Below are 15,106 nucleotides of genomic sequence, written 5' to 3' on the forward strand. Positions count from 1 at the left end.
ATGATCGAAGTGGAGGAGCTTCATTTTACCTATCCAAAAATAAAAGAGCAGACTCTCAGTGGGCTGAGCTTTTCCATACCTCAAGGAGAAGTGTTTGGTTTTCTCGGTCCTTCTGGAGCGGGTAAAAGCACAACTCAAAAAATACTAATTGGCGTCTTAAAAAATTATCTCGGCAGCGTTAAAGTAATGGGCAAAGAAATAAGAAATACCGGATCAGAGTATTTTGAACGAATAGGGGTAGCTTTTGAGTTTCCAAATTTCTATTCGAAGTTTACAGCGCTGGAAAATTTGCAGCTATTCCGTTCTCTATATACAGGGAGTACAGCGGAACCGAGGGTTCTCCTGGAGCAAGTAAATCTAACTGAAGCTGCAAATTTGAAGGTCTCTCAACTATCGAAGGGGATGAAGATGAGGCTGAATTTCTGCCGAGCACTCTTAAATAACCCACAAATTTTATTCCTGGATGAACCCACTTCCGGGCTCGACCCCGTCAATGCCAAAAGACTGAAGGATTTAATTCTAGAAAAGAAGGCAAACGGGACAACAGTAATCATAACAACACACAATATGCAAGCCGCTGAGGAGCTCTGTGATAGGGTCGCTTTTATTGTAGACGGTCAGATTAAGTTGATTGATTCTCCTCGTGAGCTTAAGCTTCTAAATGGAAAAAAACGTGTGCGACTAGAATACCGTTATCAAAATGAAGTTAGAAATGAGGAATTCTCACTTGATGATATAGGGGAGAACAAATATTTCTTAAAGCTTATTCGTGAGCATCCAATAGAAACCATTCATTCGCTCGAGGCATCTTTGGAACAAATATTTATTGACGTAACTGGGAGGCAGTTAACATGAGATTCAGAACTGCGTTCGCCTTTGACATACGGTTTCAATGGCGGCATGGGTTTTACTGGATTTACATCATTATCTGTGCGTTTTATTTGGTATTGCTGCATCTTATTCCTGATCATTATCGAGATCAAACGATGTTATTATTGACCTTTAGCGATCCGAGTGCTCTGGGGCTTATTCTTGCAGGGGGCATTGTACTACTGGAAAGAGATCAAGGTATTCATGATCCTTTATTCGTTACTCCGTTTCGTGTTAGGGAATATTTGCTTTCAAAAGCAAGCTCATTATCTGTACTGTCTCTGTTAGCCGCCTGGGTTATTCATGTAGTTGCTAGCGGAATTCCGCAATCACCAATTGGCTTTTCTGCTGGAATCATTCTAACGTCAAGCTTTATGACGGTATTGTCGATTGGAGTTGTGGCTCGTTGCCAGACGATTAATGGTTTTATTCTACTCTCGCAAGTCTTTGCGTTGCCCTTTATACTTCCGTTGCTTGGTTATTTTAAGGTGTGGAACTCCAAGGTTTTTCTATTACTTCCTACGGAAGGAACACTCCGATTATTGACTTCAGGAACCTTATCTATGTCACTTGGCAATTTCATGTATTCCATAATGATATTACTGTTTTGGAATGTTGTGATATTCGCATGGGCAAAAATGTCCTTCGAACAACATGTAATGAAGCGTATAGGTAAGGGAGGGGGAGGGAAATGAAGAAATATCATATGCTTTTTATAAGCGATATCCGGCATACTGGTTTGGACCCAGTGCTTATGGTCGGCATCTTTGCTCCTTTAGCACTTTTAGTAGTTTCAAGATTTGGATTTCCAATGATAGCAGATTGGCTTTCAAACGGTTATGCCTTCGATTTATATGAATATAGTAGCTTTGCTGCGATTTTCTTGGTCATGACCTTTCCCATGCTAACCGGTATGATGACAGGTCTTTTAATGCTTGACGAAAGAGATGAGAATGTCATCTCTTATTACGCGGTAACACCATTAATGCGCAGAGGGTACATGGTGTATCGTCTAGTTCTTCCATCTGTACTCTGTACACTTCTATCAACGCTATATTTTATAGTTTCCGGCTTATCTAGCTTCCAATTTGAGCATATATACATCCTATTGTTATTGGCATTTGAAGCGCCTTGTTTTGCTCTATTCCTCGCTTCATTCGCTGCTAATAAGGTAGAAGGATTAGCCTTATCAAAGATAGGTGGTTTGTTTATAGCAGGGCCAATCGTAGCTTATTTTGTTCCATCACCATGGCAATTTATCGGTGCGTGGATTCCTACGTATTGGCCTGCTAAGTTATTTTTTGTTATAGAAACGGCTAGTGGTTTTAGTGTGCTAGCATACTTTATGGTGGGACTTATATTTCATTTGAGTCTTCTGAGCATCATGGTCAGAATTTTTATTAAAAGAGCCGATTAATTTATTTACAGATCAGATCCGCAGGCTCGCCTGATAATTCATTAACAGAAATAATAGCATCATTCTTTTTCACAGGAGGGGTCCAATATTCCTCATTCCCAGGCAGGTCATCGAACCATTCTGCATCCTTTGGACAATCTAGAATCATAAACTTCCCATATTCTTGATCTCTGGATTGATGGTATTTGAGATAAGCTTTTCCTTTATCAATCGCGAGAATTTCTATCTTTCCGGAGGTGTGGGACATGGATAAGCGTACTCTTTTGCCGAGTCCTGAGGTTCTGGCTTTGGCTTCTTCTACAATTTGATAGACTTGCTCAAGCGGTAATACAAAATCTCGGTTTCCGGCAACTGGACGATTCACGAAGAAGTAGTAAGGTGTAACGCCAGCCCATGAGAGTCTGTCTAGTAATTCTCCCAATATCACGGGATCATCGTTGATGCCTTTAAGGACAGGGGTCTGATTTACGACAATTGCCCCAGCGTTGTGGAGGGCTCGAAATGCTTTTTTTGCTTCAGGTGTGATTTCACGAGGATGATTGATATGCGCCATAACATAGATTCGTTTGTCTTCGGTAGAGTAAGTACGAATCAGCTCCAGCAACTCTTCGTCTTCAGAGATCCGCATCGGATTAAACACGGGTATCTTGGAACCTAATCTTATTATCTTGACATGCTCAATATTTCTTAGATTCTCAATAATGGATCTTAGTTTAGGTGTGGAGAGAATTAAACTGTCACCACCCGTAAGAAGTACGTTGTTAATCTCAGGATTGTTTGCGATATACTCCAAGCCTGGAGAGACATCAGACATCGCTTCTTTCACGTCATTTCGAAATAGACGCTTACGGAAACAGTAGCGGCAATAAGCCCCGCATACTTCTGAAACAATGAGGAGAGCTGTTGTTCTATACTTGTGCTGACATCCTGGTACAACATAGTTCGTGTCTTCATCCGATGCATCCCAGCGTCCATATTCCAGCAGTTCACCTTCGTTAGGGATAACCAGCTTACGAATGGGATCATTTGGATCGTTCCAGTTGATCAAAGACAGGTAATAGTCATTCACTCGAAAAACAAATTTGTCGGTAATCTCTTTAAGATTCTCTTTTTCCAGCTCAGACAACATAGCAATTTTGTTAATATCCGTGAAGTATTTTACCTTTTGCACTTACATCTCTCCTTTGTCCCAGTGTGTGAGAAAAGAGGGAACCTCAGTGTCAAAGACCAATCTACGGCCAGCAGGGTCCAAAAAACACAAAAAGAGACCCTTAGCAAGGGTCTCTGGTTATGTAAATAACATGAAAAGCAGACCCATCCACTGCTGACGAGGTTAGCTGACGGACTCGGGTAAGATGGTACCCTACATTCAAATACTCAATGATTCGCCCCAATTAACTGGTTCCCCCGCTTTTCAACTAAAAGTTGGAAATTAAGCGTGAATAAAGTATACCCTAAAAAGTTTTGAAAAGTCAAAGGAGAATCCTAGGGTTCAGTTTCAAATGCTAGTGGAATTTCCCCCGAGCAGTTTTGGTAGCAATGTAAGTAGCTTCTCTCGAGTTAACGCATCACTAGAGTTCCATTTGCTTCCGTCGAGCAGATATACATGATCAAGACGTACTGCCGGCAGATTTCTCCAAAGTGAGCTGTCTAGAAGTTGCTCCATAGCTGCTCGCGAGTCTTGACGTTCCGGTATGAGCATGAAGATATGATCTCCGGCATAGGCAGGCAGCCGAGCAGGATCAACCTCGGCGAACCCTAATCCTTCATCCAGTATGGCTTTGATCTCCTCGGTTGGTTGTAGACCACCTGGAGCATATAGTGCAGTGGAGAATCCGGACATTCCCATAGCATACAGATGATTTCCATGGTCATAGACCAAAGCAGAGGCGGTCTCTCGGAGACTAGCCCCGTAAAGCTGCTGCCACATGGCAGCGTTTTTGATTGTGAAGGACTCCAGCCACGCTTCGGCTTCGCGCTGTTTACCCAGCCAACCGCCTAGTGTCCGCATTCGGCTGTCGAGTGGTGCAAACGAATTAAAGGTGAGTGTCGGTGCGATACCGGAAACGGTTCTATAGGCTCTTTCATCACTATTGGCCAAAATGATCAAATCTGGATTCAGTGAAGTGGTCAACTGGGGGTCCAGTGGAAAACCAACGTTGGCGAGTTTCTTAAGCCGATGTTTATAAACGCTGTTCCGCGCGAATGCTTCATCTCCTCCGATAGGCTTTACGCCTAACGCCAGAAGGTCGCCAAGTGTTTCTCCATGATAGACAATACGTTTCGCTCGCTCTGGAATATCTACCTCATGGCCCGTCCAATCTTTGACGGCAAGCTTACGTCCTTGCTGATGTGCATATTGTCCAGGTGTAACTCCGGTTTTTTGCCGAAAGCGGCGGCTGAAATAATACTCATCGGAGAAGCCGACTAGTCTGGCGATTTCCCGTAGCGGTTCCGTCGATTCTAGCAGGAAGCGCTTAGAATGGTTAATGCGCAGATCGGTTAAGTATTCGAGGGGCTTTTTGCCGGTAAGCTGTTGAAAGATCGGTGTATACTGCCAGATCGATATCGCCGCCATTTCAGCCAACTGCTTCACTGTGATACTCTCCATATAACGATTTTCTATAAATTGTATCGTCTTTTCTACGGATTCCGTAGGACTTGGCAAATGCTTGGAAGGGTAATTATGCTCGAAAAATAGCAACATCAATTCCTGGAATTTCAATTGTCGTTTAAATTGCTGGACATTATCGTTGTTATTCTTGTTCATGAGTAGATCTTCTACAAGACGGATAACCTTGGTGAAGGGGTGGACAATTAATTCCCGCCTGCCTGAAAGCAGTTCTCCAGTATACCGTTTAGGATGCTCTGTTGTATAAATTACTGAAAAGGTGATGTGGTAATAATACAGCGTCATCTCTTGAATGTTGGTACTATAGGTGATTCCGGGAGATAGTAGATAACATTTATCCGTACTCAGCGTCACACATTGATCATCCAAGTTCAATTGTCCGTTCCCTCCAGTAAATACGAGAAGGGTATAGTCATGTGTTGTACAGGATATAGAGCTTGAATCGGCAGCTTGAATCATCAGTTCGGCATCCTTCAGCTGAAAAAGCAGTGAGCGGAGCGGCGGACAGGACGATGATGTTTGCGGCATGGGTTCAGCCTCCGTTCGTTTGGTGAGAATGATTATCAATTAATTCATTGTATATAAAAAAAAGAAGCATATCAACAGCTGTTGATATGCTTCTTGTAGTTTTTTATCAGCCTTGTGCTAAACCCTCTTACATGGAAGGTTATTTCATATTCATTAGCTGAGGAATTTCGCCGAGCAGCCATTCTCTTGTTGTTGCATCACTGGAGGTCTTCATGATGTCTTGTGTATAGACATATCCGTTCTTAACGGCAGGAAGACTCTTCCAGATAGGGCTCTTTAATAAATTATCTGTGGATTGCTTTGCTTCCTCGGCAACTGGAGTCAAGACGAATATCCGGTCTCCGGCATATTCTTTCAGAACCTCCATAGATACTTCTTGGAAGCCTGTACCTTCATCGAGTAGCTTCTGAATAGCTGGAGTTGCCTTGAAGCCATTCTCCCCATAGAGTACTTGTGAAAGTCCGGTTGCCGCCATTATAAACAGTCTGTCTCCAGGATAATAAGTGAAGACTGCGGCCGTTTCGCCCTCTTTCATGCCTACAGATTTCAATTGCTTCCACATGGACTCTTCAGCGGTTTTATACTGAGCCAACCAGGCTTTTGCTTCAGTCGTTTTACCAAGAATTCCACCAATGTCCAACATACGTTCCTGTAGTGGAGCAAAGGTATCAAATATGATGGTTGGTGCAATTTTGGAGAGCTGCTCGAAATCAGCTTCATCTGTGCCCGCATAGATGATCAAGTCAGGCTGAAGCTCCAATGTTTTTTCCAGATTGATAGGGAAGCCTACATCCTCCACGCCTTGTAACTTATCTTCAAAAACCTGGCCTTCACCCATAGAAAGAGGATAACCTACAGCCTGCACACCGAGTGCGAGCAGATCCCCATATGTTTCTCCAGAGTAGATTATTCGCTGCGGATTCACAGGAATCTCTACAGTATGTCCTATGTAATCTGTATAGGAGCGGGTAGTCGATGCTACTTCATCTGTACTGCTATTGGAGGGTTCTGTTGAAGGAACCGCGGTTGCAGCTGAAGAGTTTCCAGTTGTGTTGGCCGTACTATTGGCAGATGATTGTTCCTTTGAGTTTCCGCACGCCAGTAGCAATGTACTCATCAAAAATAGTACACATACCACAGCGAAGGACTGTCTTACCTTGTTCATATCTTATTGCCTCCCTATTATATGTAACGACCACCAATAATGATAATCATTCTCGCTTAAAATATATCATAAATTAAAGCCTCTTTTTACTCAATGGACAAAACATAACCTTATCATTTGATTTGTACAATCATGTAAAAAGGTGATGTTTCACTGCTTGGTACACCGCATTTAACGAGGCATATGCCGATTATGGAGTAGATTTGACGCTTGAACAGTACTCCACCTGCATTGGCACGAGCTTGAACAGCTTCAATCCTTATGAGTATTTGATGACTGATCTTAAGCTCACGATTGATAAAGAGGAGTTCAGTAAGGCTGTTAAACAGAGACATAGCAAACTTATGGAGCTGGAAACAATACGACCAGTATTCAGCATTATCTTGATTCCGCCAAAGCAGCTGGACTGCGCATAGGGCTGGCATCAAGTTCTTCACTGGAATGGGTGGAGAAATATCTGAATCCATTGGGTATTTGCGAGTATTTCGAATGTATTCGGACTGCTGACCATGTGGCAAAAGTGAAACCGGATCCGGAGCTATATAACCAAACGTTAGCTTGTCTTGGAATCACAGCTGATGAGGCGGTTGCTATCGAGGATTCACCGAATGGATCTAAGGCAGCGGCAGCAGCTGGTACTCGCTGTATTGTGACTCCTAACGAAATTACTAATTTCCTTGAATTTGATAAGCAGCACCACAAAATAGATAATCTAAGTCTTCTTGAATTTGATCATGTAGTTACTCAACGTTTGTTTTGTCGGAAGAAATAAGAGCAAAATTGCCCAACTGCAAAAACGAGGACAATATCCCGTCACCTTGGCTAACAAGAATCGGGATAGCTTTATCGTTGATAATGTTACTTCAATCAATCTGAATGATACTGAAGACGTTACTAAAGCTATAGCAGAGGCTGAAATTGTGACCACCGCAGTTGGGATATCTGCTTTAAACGATATTGCAGAGACCATCGCACAGGAAATTGAACGAAGGCTTATAAATAATAAGGATCTCAACCCTCTTCATATCATCGCCTGTGAGAATGGGATTGGAAGCAGATAAAATCACACGTGTCGCCCGATCCCCTCTTCGCAAGCTTTCACCTAATGATCGTCTCATAAAACCGACAATGCTCGCCTATGAGCTTGGCTTTGAGACTTCACATCTTGTCTCAGCTATAGCTTCAGCACTTTATTTTGATTATGAAAAAGATCCAGAAGCTATACAGCTCAGGCGGATATCCGAACCATGTGTATGAAATATCCCCATTTGTCTGGCAAAACAATAAACTGCAAAACACCATACTTTTAATAAGTGAGCCCTTCGGAATTCAGGCAAGGCAGTAGTACTGAAATAGATAAAAAAAGGCCGTTCTGTTTGGTAGAAACCAACCAGAGACGGCCTTGTTTTAGTACATGAAACTAGAGTGGAGAAATGGTAAAACGGAAGGAATAGGGACGATTAGCTAACAGAGTGAACTCTTCATGTGTCCGTGCACCCCAACTGTCGTCACCGCCAACACCCATTTGCTTGTAGTTGACTCTCAGTACGCTCTTGTTCGAGACTGGCAATTTATACACATGATCACTTGCTTCCAGCTCGTCAGGCTTCCAAGGCAGGGCATTAATCTCCATAGGGATTGCACTATCAAAATAGAGCCCTGATCCATTGTTGCCGTCCGTAATCGATGCAAATCTGACATCTGTCTTATTGCCGCACTCTTGCGGTCTTAGATAAGGGATGAACTGGTCACTGACTTTGCCCGTATAGCGGCCAAGTGGTGCTCCGGTCTGTCTGTCCCAATAATTCTCATGGGGTCCGCGACCGTACCATGAAAGGGTATCGAGTCTTCCAGCAAGCACGAACATCATTCCGAACTCAGGAATTTCTGGCAGATCGCTACTACCCGGATTCAGTTCTTGCAGGATCTCAAAAGACCCGTCAGGGCGAATCTCATACTGAACCAGAAGAGAGGAATACGGATTCGTTGGCAGTAGGTAAGTGGTGGAAACGAAACAGAGATTTCCTTCGGTTCTATATACCATGCTCAACAGATTCCGCTCATTAGAAGCCTGCTTCCACACTGCACAACGCTTTGGCAATCCATTGCCAAGATCATTATCCGTGACTGCTCTCCAGAAGTTCGGTCTTACGGGCTCAAGTAGATGTTCTTTACCGTAAGCGTAGTATGAGCATAGCTCACCAGTCGTCGAATTAAAGGTCAGAGTGAAATTCCCACCCTGTACGGTCAATGTACCTTTATGTTCCTGCACATGCAACGTTCCATCCGTTGACTTTGGAGCCGTTGTCACGATACGCGGGGACAGAATGAATTGTTCCCAAGCGATTTCGTGGTTAGCTTCAGCCCAAGAAGTTGCAGAACGCTGAATAAAGGAGAGATTCAGAATAGCTTCCTGATCGCCTCTATGTGAAATCAGTTCATAAGGTATAGTACATTCAACGACTTCTCCTGGTGCAGCAGAGATTTGCAGCAAACCTTCTTGTACGATTACTCCGTCTAAAGTAACCTCCCATTTAAGTTCGTACTTTTCAATGTCGGTAAATAAAAAGTTATTACGAATCTGAAAGAGACCCTCACGGATATTTAAAGCAGTTACTTTAATATTTTGATAGCATTTTTTGACCTCAAATAGCTTTGGAGTAACCGAACGATCGGCAAAAAGTAATCCGTTACCGCTAAAGTTTCCATCATGAGGAGACTCACCGAAGTCACCACCATATGCTAGATACTCAGTACCCTCGGATGTTTTGGTCCGGATGGCCTGATCTACCCAATCCCAAATAAATGCACCTTGAAAGATATCGTACTTATCAAACATGTCGGTGTATAAGTGTAGTCCACCGCAGGAATTGCCCATAGCATGACTGTATTCGCAGATGATGTAAGGCTTCTGTGGATGGCTCAGCGCATATTTTTCAACCTCATGCGGTTTAGCATACATAGTCGACTCTATATCACTAGCTGCTTCCGACTCTCTGCAATGGAAGATCCCTTCATAATGAACAGGTCGTGTTGGGTCAGCTGCTCTGAGATAGTCATGCATGGCGATGAAATTATCACCACCGTAGGACTCATTCCCCAGTGACCAGATGATAACCGAAGGATGGTTCTTGTCTCTTTGCATCATAGAATTGCAACGGTCAATCACATTGGCCCGCCATTCCGGTTTGCTAGCAGGTATATTTCCCTCATGTATTCCTTGTTGCCCATACTGCCATGTGCCGTGTGTTTCCAGATTGGTCTCATCGATTACGTAAAGGCCGTATTCACCGCAAAGCTCGTACCAAACTGACTGATTCGGGTAGTGTGAGGTCCGAACGGCATTGATATTATGTGTTTTCATCAGTTTGATATCTCTGATCATGTCGGCTTTGGACAGCGCACGTCCTGTGTCACAAGAGAACTCGTGCCGGTTAACGCCTTTAAGTACGATTCTTTTGCCGTTGATCTTCATAAGTCCATCTTTGATCTCAAAGGTGCGAAATCCGACCTTACAGCTGATGGTTTCAGTAGTGTTCCCTTTATCGTCAATAATGGAGAGAACCAATGTATAAAGATACGGTGTCTCAGCACTCCATTTATAAGGTTCTTCTACATGCTCAGAAAGCTTGAAATGCGAAACACCCTCTTGATCAAAAGAAGTAACTGTAGATATTGGTGCCTCCCATATAGGCTGATCCTCTTTATTGTATAGCTGCACTTGGAGTGAATAAGGGTTTAGTTTTTGATTAAAATAATTTTCCACTTTGATGTCTACGTTTAAATCGGCATGTACGAAATCTTCATCTAGCTCGGTTTGAACGAAAAAGTCAGCAACATGAACGGAAGGAGCAGTGTACAGATAGACCTCCCGAAAAATACCGCTTAGACGCCAAAAATCTTGATCCTCCAGCCAACTGGCATCACACCAACGATAGACCTCGACAGCTAGCTTATTGTCACCAGCAACTAAATAAGGGGTAATATCGAACTCTGAAGGTGTAAAGGTATCTTCACAGTAACCGACTCGTTCTCCGTTTACCCATACATAGAAAGCGGATTCAACCCCCTGAAAGCTAAGGTATACAGGCTGTCCGTTCCAAGACTCAGGTACAGTAAAGGTTCGGATGTACGAGCCTACTGGATTATATTTTGTTGGAGCAAAAGGTGGTTTGAGATCAGGTTCGGATTCCGCCCAAGGATATCGTACATTAGTATATTGCGGATAATCATAGCCATGGAATTGCCAGTGAGAAGGTACAGGAATCGTAGCCCAAGTGCTGCAATCGAAATCAGCTTTATAGAAATCTACGACCCGTAGATCAGGTGTTTCGGAAAAGGAGAACTTCCAAATACCATTAAGCGTTTTGTAGTATGGCGAGGCTTCTTTATCTCCCACGAGAGCTTGCGTTAGATTGCTATAAGGGATCATGGAAGCATGTGCATCCAATCGATTGAGTTCGAATATTTCCGGATTGTTATTCCATTCTGGATAACCGTTTGCAGGAGGCTGGTAAACAAATTTTGCTCGCATGAGTAAATCTCCTTTATAATAGTGATGTTATTATATTCATATTATAAATTGGAGTAATGTTAAGAGATATAAAAGATTTTTCATCCAATATAACAAAATATGAAACGAGTGATCAGATGGAGAGCAAAATATTTTTTTGCCAAACGGAAGATACGAACATACTGCCGCTGTATGCTACCACCATTGGATTTTGGGAGCATCAAGCAGAAACCATACGTCCTACCGGATTTCCGGATTATCAAATGCATCAGATTCACGAAGGTAAAGGCGAACTTGTCATCCATGAGAAACGATATATTGTTGGCTCAGGGGATGTCTTCTTTTTGTTTCCGAATATTACGCATTCGTATGCGCCAATCAGCAATAATTGGAAGCTGTCATGGATTTCTTTTAATGGAAGAGAGGCTGGTCAAATGTTGTTGTACGCAGGAATCCGCGAATCAGGACCTGCAAGATTGAAGGAGGATAAGTGGTTAAATCCTTTAAAGGAAATGCTCAACTTGTCAGATAGCAATGAACTGGAAACGAATCTGGAACGATCCAAACAACTTTATGCGCTGCTGTTAGATTTAAAAAGCAACCTAGTCTCTCCTCTGAATGAGGCTCTTGAATTGGAGCGAATTAAACCAGTGTTACATCATATTGAAAGCAATTTACATAGGGCGCTCCCATTAAAGGAGCTTGCGGAGGTGATCGCAGTGTCGCCACAGTATTTATGCAGGCTTTTTCAAAAAACAATTCATGATCGACCTGTAACCTATATCAACAAGCAACGTATCAATTTGAGTAAACAACTAATGTTTAATGAACGAGATAAAAAAATGTATGAAATTGCTCAGTTAGTCGGATTCGAAAATGCCAGCTACTTTTGTCTAGTGTTTAAGCGGTTGACCGGGATGAGTCCTGAGCAATTTAAACAGCTGCATGGTTTGGACTAGAAAGATAGAGTACCTCTAAGCCCTATGATAAACGCTTACTTGTTAGCGTCTAGTACTCCATGATATAGTTTAATTGAGTTCATAGGTTGTATTTTTAACGTATCCGCTCATTTTTTTGCATCATTAGTATGTACTATTTAATTCAATACATAGAACCAAATCCACGATCAGATATCTAGTTAAGCATCAGGAAGGAGTCATCAATTTGAATGAGAAGTTAAAAGAGGCCTACGAACGTTTGGACTTGCCTGTAGACATTACCCGGGAGGAACTGAATAAAAAGTTTGATTTGCACTTGAAACGCCGTAAATCAAATTCCTCAGAAACTGAGGCTGCAGCCTATGAAGAAGAATTTCTGGCTTTCAAAACGATCCTAGACGGCTTGGATCAGCAGGAAATTCAGGAGGCGGAGGACAAGCGGCTAGAGAAATGGGGGGCATTTTCCGGTATAGCGCGTAAATCGGAGAACTTTTTTAGGTTATACAAAGTCCATACTTTTGTATCTATCATCGTGCTGTTGGTGCTAATCTTTGGAGGTAATGCACTCTATAATCAATATCAAGCCAAAAAATATGAAGCTTCACTCCCGCCAGTGGATGTACATATCATGTTCTTAGGCAATTATGAATCTCAAGATTCATCAGGTAAGGATGAAGAACTTAAACAAGAGATTGTCAATCGCTATCCGGCTTGGAAGCGGGTAAAGACGGATGTCGTGTACCTTCCCTCAACAGGTGGAACGGGTGGAGGAACTTTAGACATGACTTATATTCAACGCGCAATGGCGATGCTGGCGGCGGAACGGCCTAATATCCTTATTTTAGATGATGCTACTTTTGATTGGATCGGACAGCAGCAGGGACTTAAGAACTTGGAGCCGTTTATTAAATCAGCAGGACTTCCTTTAGATGATAATCGTTTGAAACGTATAAAAAATACGGAGAACGGTGAAGAATGGATCACTGGCGTAGATATTACAGATACGAAGTTTGCTACAGATCTCCCGATTCATTCACGTAAGATGATCATCGGGGTGTTTGGAGAAGGTGAAGATAAGAACAAATCAACTGATTTTGTTGAGTTCTTAGTGGGGCAAATGACTGCCAAATAAATGAGTATGAACTAATGACTATAAAGGCCGATGTTGTATGGATTCTCATATGATATCGGCCTTCATAGATTCAATGGGGCGTTACTGTGCGGTTGTCTAGCCGTTCATCCATAGACGGATCACATTCCAGGATGCTTTCGCGAGAAGGCCCATCTTCAACTCATCCTCGACTTCATTCTGCTCCTCGTTGTATACACTAATGGCTTCCAAGTAAGGTACATCACTGAAATCTTTGGAATCGTATTTAGGGCTGGAGATCAGCGGGTGAAGTAAGGTTCCTCGGCCATACAGCGATGTATGTAGATATGGATAATAAGTGGTTTGTAGCCAAAGGGGGCCGCCGTTTTCGGTCATGATAGGCGCAATAAATATTAATAAGCTGGGCGATGCAGCCATCTTTACACGGTCCGCATGTTTTAGTAATGTAATGAGACAGCAGCCCGCAACCAGTGCATCTTCTAGTGTGTATACATCTTCGAACTCTGACGGAACGATCTGCCAACGTTTTTCGGCACGACTACTACCTTGCGATTTCCATACATACCATTCATCCAGCGAAAGATTAATTTTCTTCTTGCTCTTTTTCTTAGCTTGAATATACTCACAGGTAGCAGCTACACTGTTGATGAAGTGGTCCATATCCAGTGATATGTAGTCTACATTCTCATAAGAAAGATCTAGGACGGTAGGCACCAGGTCTTGAAGGCATGAGGCTCTTTATATCCATGAGAGATAAGGGAATGCTTACGTTCGTGCTTAGACCCAACACCGTCTTCCCAACTGTAACCGGATACAAAATTTCCGCCGGGATAACGAATGATAGGAACATTCAGTGCTTAACTGGGAAATCGATTTATGATTGCGTAGTACTTAGAATAAGATGTGATAATCAATTATATAATTTAGGTTTCGTTAAAATACTAATTCAGAGCATAGGAGACAATGGAATGCACTTAACTACAGATACTGAATCGCTTCGGGTATACGAAGCACTGGCAAGTGAAGTCAGGCTAAGGATTATCGAACTACTGGACCGAAAAGAGATGCATATTAAAGAACTGGCTGCCGAGCTTTATCTAAGTAGTGCGATAGTTAGCACTCATGTTGCTAAGCTGCAAAAAGCAGGCTTGATTAGCTCTAAAATGAGACGTGTGGATGGTGGGACATATAAGTACTGTTCACTATCTGCGAACTACCTGCAGATTAAATTATCAGGTTCTCGGGGAATCGCTAGAAAGGTTGTTGAGGTTTCGGTTCCTGTAGGACAGTATACCGATGTTCAAGCGTCACCTACTTGCGGAATTGCAACTACGGACAAGTTAATCGGATATTATGATGATCCACGTTATTTCTTGGACCCAGAGCGAGTGAATGCCGGTATTTTATGGTTTGCCAAAGGGTACATAGAGTATAAGGTCCCTAATTATCTGTTTAAAGATCAGGTAGTTCAGGAGATAGAAATTTCCATGGAGATTGGTTCTGAAGCCCCGCATGTAAATGAGAAATGGCCGTCGGATATTGCTTTCGCCATGAATGGACAGGATCTAGGAAAATGGACAAGTCCTGGAGATTTCGGCCTGACTAGAGGACGATTAACTCCCTCTTGGTGGAATTCAGATGTTAACCAATACGGTTTACTGAAGGTTCTGCGGATTAATACAGGTGGAACATTTATGGATGGGCAGCAAATATCAGAGGTGACACTGGATGATGTACTTGTAGAGCAGGACCAGTGGACTTTCCGTTTAAGCGCAGCGGATAGCGGACATAGAAGAGGCGGGTTAACAGTATTCGGGCGTGGATTTGGGAACTATGAGCAAGACATGGTGTTCAGAGTCTATTATGAATGATGCAAAATAGTGAAATAATAAAAATAAAAAAAACATATTGTAATGAAAACGTTTTTATGTT

The 15,106-nt window shown here is 42.6% G+C and carries 14 protein-coding genes, 1 pseudogene and 1 riboswitch; of the genes and pseudogenes, 10 read left to right on the forward strand and 5 right to left on the reverse strand.

Going from position 1 to position 15,106, the window contains the following annotated elements; all coding sequences use genetic code 11:
* The 3 genes from UQ64_RS05060 to UQ64_RS05070 are packed head-to-tail and all read left to right on the forward strand — an operon-like array spanning nt 1 to nt 2,287.
* On the forward strand, nt 1-855 hold the full coding sequence (locus UQ64_RS05060) for an ABC transporter ATP-binding protein (RefSeq protein WP_060622414.1): 855 nt from the start codon (nt 1-3) through the stop codon (nt 853-855).
* Nucleotides 852-1,565, forward strand: a complete 714-nt coding sequence (locus tag UQ64_RS05065) for a fluoroquinolone export ABC transporter permease subunit (RefSeq protein WP_060622415.1) — start codon at nt 852-854, stop codon at nt 1,563-1,565. Before UQ64_RS05060 ends, UQ64_RS05065 begins: the two co-directional genes overlap by 4 nt.
* On the forward strand, nt 1,562-2,287 hold the full coding sequence (locus UQ64_RS05070) for a hypothetical protein (RefSeq protein ID WP_060622416.1): 726 nt from the start codon (nt 1,562-1,564) through the stop codon (nt 2,285-2,287). The genes UQ64_RS05065 and UQ64_RS05070 overlap by 4 nt, the downstream gene beginning before the upstream one ends.
* A gap of 1 nt (nt 2,288) precedes the next feature.
* Here UQ64_RS05070 and UQ64_RS05075 read toward each other — a convergent pair whose 3' ends face one another.
* The 3 genes from UQ64_RS05075 to UQ64_RS05085 form a co-directional block, all read right to left on the reverse strand.
* The gene (locus UQ64_RS05075) at nt 2,289-3,458 is read right to left on the reverse strand and encodes a KamA family radical SAM protein (RefSeq protein ID WP_060622417.1); all 1,170 of its coding nucleotides are present in this window, start codon (nt 3,456-3,458) and stop codon (nt 2,289-2,291) included.
* Between the two features lie 136 nt (nt 3,459-3,594).
* Nucleotides 3,595-3,736: riboswitch (cyclic di-AMP (ydaO/yuaA leader) on the reverse strand.
* Between the two features lie 49 nt (nt 3,737-3,785).
* Nucleotides 3,786-5,447 carry an AraC family transcriptional regulator gene (locus UQ64_RS05080; protein ID WP_060622418.1) on the reverse strand — a complete coding sequence of 554 codons (1,662 nt, stop codon included), beginning with the start codon at nt 5,445-5,447 and terminating at the stop codon, nt 3,786-3,788.
* 139 nt (nt 5,448-5,586) lie between these two features.
* Nucleotides 5,587-6,612: an ABC transporter substrate-binding protein gene (locus tag UQ64_RS05085; RefSeq protein ID WP_060622419.1), complete on the reverse strand. Its 1,026-nt coding sequence runs from the start codon at nt 6,610-6,612 to the stop codon at nt 5,587-5,589.
* Between the two features lie 203 nt (nt 6,613-6,815).
* On the opposite strand from UQ64_RS05085, the gene UQ64_RS31985 reads away from it, so the two are divergent.
* The 4 genes from UQ64_RS31985 to UQ64_RS30675 are packed head-to-tail and all read left to right on the forward strand — an operon-like array spanning nt 6,816 to nt 7,869.
* Nucleotides 6,816-7,028 (forward strand): hypothetical protein, encoded by a 213-nt coding sequence (locus UQ64_RS31985; RefSeq protein WP_245237858.1) that lies wholly within the window; start codon nt 6,816-6,818, stop codon nt 7,026-7,028.
* Between the two features lie 2 nt (nt 7,029-7,030).
* Nucleotides 7,031-7,384, forward strand: coding sequence for an HAD-IA family hydrolase (locus UQ64_RS31990; RefSeq protein ID WP_245237864.1), 354 nt, complete (start codon nt 7,031-7,033; stop codon nt 7,382-7,384).
* 16 nt (nt 7,385-7,400) lie between these two features.
* Entirely contained in the window at nt 7,401-7,673 is a 273-nt protein-coding gene (locus UQ64_RS05095) for a mannitol dehydrogenase family protein (RefSeq protein ID WP_342447574.1), read from the forward strand.
* Nucleotides 7,654-7,869, forward strand: a complete 216-nt coding sequence (locus UQ64_RS30675) for a mannitol dehydrogenase family protein (protein ID WP_209445716.1) — start codon at nt 7,654-7,656, stop codon at nt 7,867-7,869. The genes UQ64_RS05095 and UQ64_RS30675 overlap by 20 nt, the downstream gene beginning before the upstream one ends.
* Nucleotides 7,870-8,032: 163 nt before the next feature.
* Here the strand turns inward: UQ64_RS30675 and lacZ are convergent, their stop codons facing one another.
* On the reverse strand, nt 8,033-11,146 hold the full coding sequence (lacZ, locus tag UQ64_RS05100) for a beta-galactosidase, LacZ type (RefSeq protein WP_060622421.1): 3,114 nt from the start codon (nt 11,144-11,146) through the stop codon (nt 8,033-8,035).
* A gap of 116 nt (nt 11,147-11,262) precedes the next feature.
* Here lacZ and UQ64_RS05105 point away from each other — a divergent pair, with 116 nt between their 5' ends.
* Nucleotides 11,263-12,084 carry an AraC family transcriptional regulator gene (locus UQ64_RS05105; protein WP_060622487.1) on the forward strand — a complete coding sequence of 274 codons (822 nt, stop codon included), beginning with the start codon at nt 11,263-11,265 and terminating at the stop codon, nt 12,082-12,084.
* A gap of 205 nt (nt 12,085-12,289) precedes the next feature.
* A complete protein-coding gene (locus UQ64_RS05110) occupies nt 12,290-13,195 on the forward strand; it encodes a hypothetical protein (protein ID WP_060622422.1) in 906 nt (301 codons plus the stop codon).
* Nucleotides 13,196-13,363: 168 nt separating this feature from the next.
* Here UQ64_RS05110 and UQ64_RS05115 read toward each other — a convergent pair.
* A pseudogene (locus tag UQ64_RS05115) lies at nt 13,364-14,028 on the reverse strand (alpha-L-arabinofuranosidase C-terminal domain-containing protein); the annotation flags it as partial.
* A gap of 114 nt (nt 14,029-14,142) precedes the next feature.
* Here UQ64_RS05115 and UQ64_RS05120 point away from each other — a divergent pair.
* Nucleotides 14,143-15,045 (forward strand): ArsR/SmtB family transcription factor, encoded by a 903-nt coding sequence (locus UQ64_RS05120; protein ID WP_060622424.1) that lies wholly within the window; start codon nt 14,143-14,145, stop codon nt 15,043-15,045.
* Nucleotides 15,046-15,106 lie beyond the last annotated feature (61 nt).

The organism is Paenibacillus etheri (genome assembly GCF_001012825.1).
GTDB lineage: Bacteria > Bacillota > Bacilli > Paenibacillales > Paenibacillaceae > Paenibacillus_AQ > Paenibacillus_AQ etheri.

Coding starts and splice junctions, on each gene's coding strand:
- UQ64_RS05085 (WP_060622419.1), bottom strand. CDS start 6,612: ATGAACAAGGTAAGACAGTCCTTCGCTGTGGTATGTGTACTATTTTTG.
- UQ64_RS05060 (WP_060622414.1), top strand. CDS start 1: ATGATCGAAGTGGAGGAGCTTCATTTTACCTATCCAAAAATAAAAGAG.
- UQ64_RS30675 (WP_209445716.1), top strand. CDS start 7,654: ATGGGATTGGAAGCAGATAAAATCACACGTGTCGCCCGATCCCCTCTT.
- UQ64_RS05120 (WP_060622424.1), top strand. CDS start 14,143: ATGCACTTAACTACAGATACTGAATCGCTTCGGGTATACGAAGCACTG.
- UQ64_RS05105 (WP_060622487.1), top strand. CDS start 11,263: ATGGAGAGCAAAATATTTTTTTGCCAAACGGAAGATACGAACATACTG.
- UQ64_RS05080 (WP_060622418.1), bottom strand. CDS start 5,447: ATGCCGCAAACATCATCGTCCTGTCCGCCGCTCCGCTCACTGCTTTTT.
- lacZ (WP_060622421.1), bottom strand. CDS start 11,146: ATGCGAGCAAAATTTGTTTACCAGCCTCCTGCAAACGGTTATCCAGAA.
- UQ64_RS05070 (WP_060622416.1), top strand. CDS start 1,562: ATGAAGAAATATCATATGCTTTTTATAAGCGATATCCGGCATACTGGT.
- UQ64_RS05065 (WP_060622415.1), top strand. CDS start 852: ATGAGATTCAGAACTGCGTTCGCCTTTGACATACGGTTTCAATGGCGG.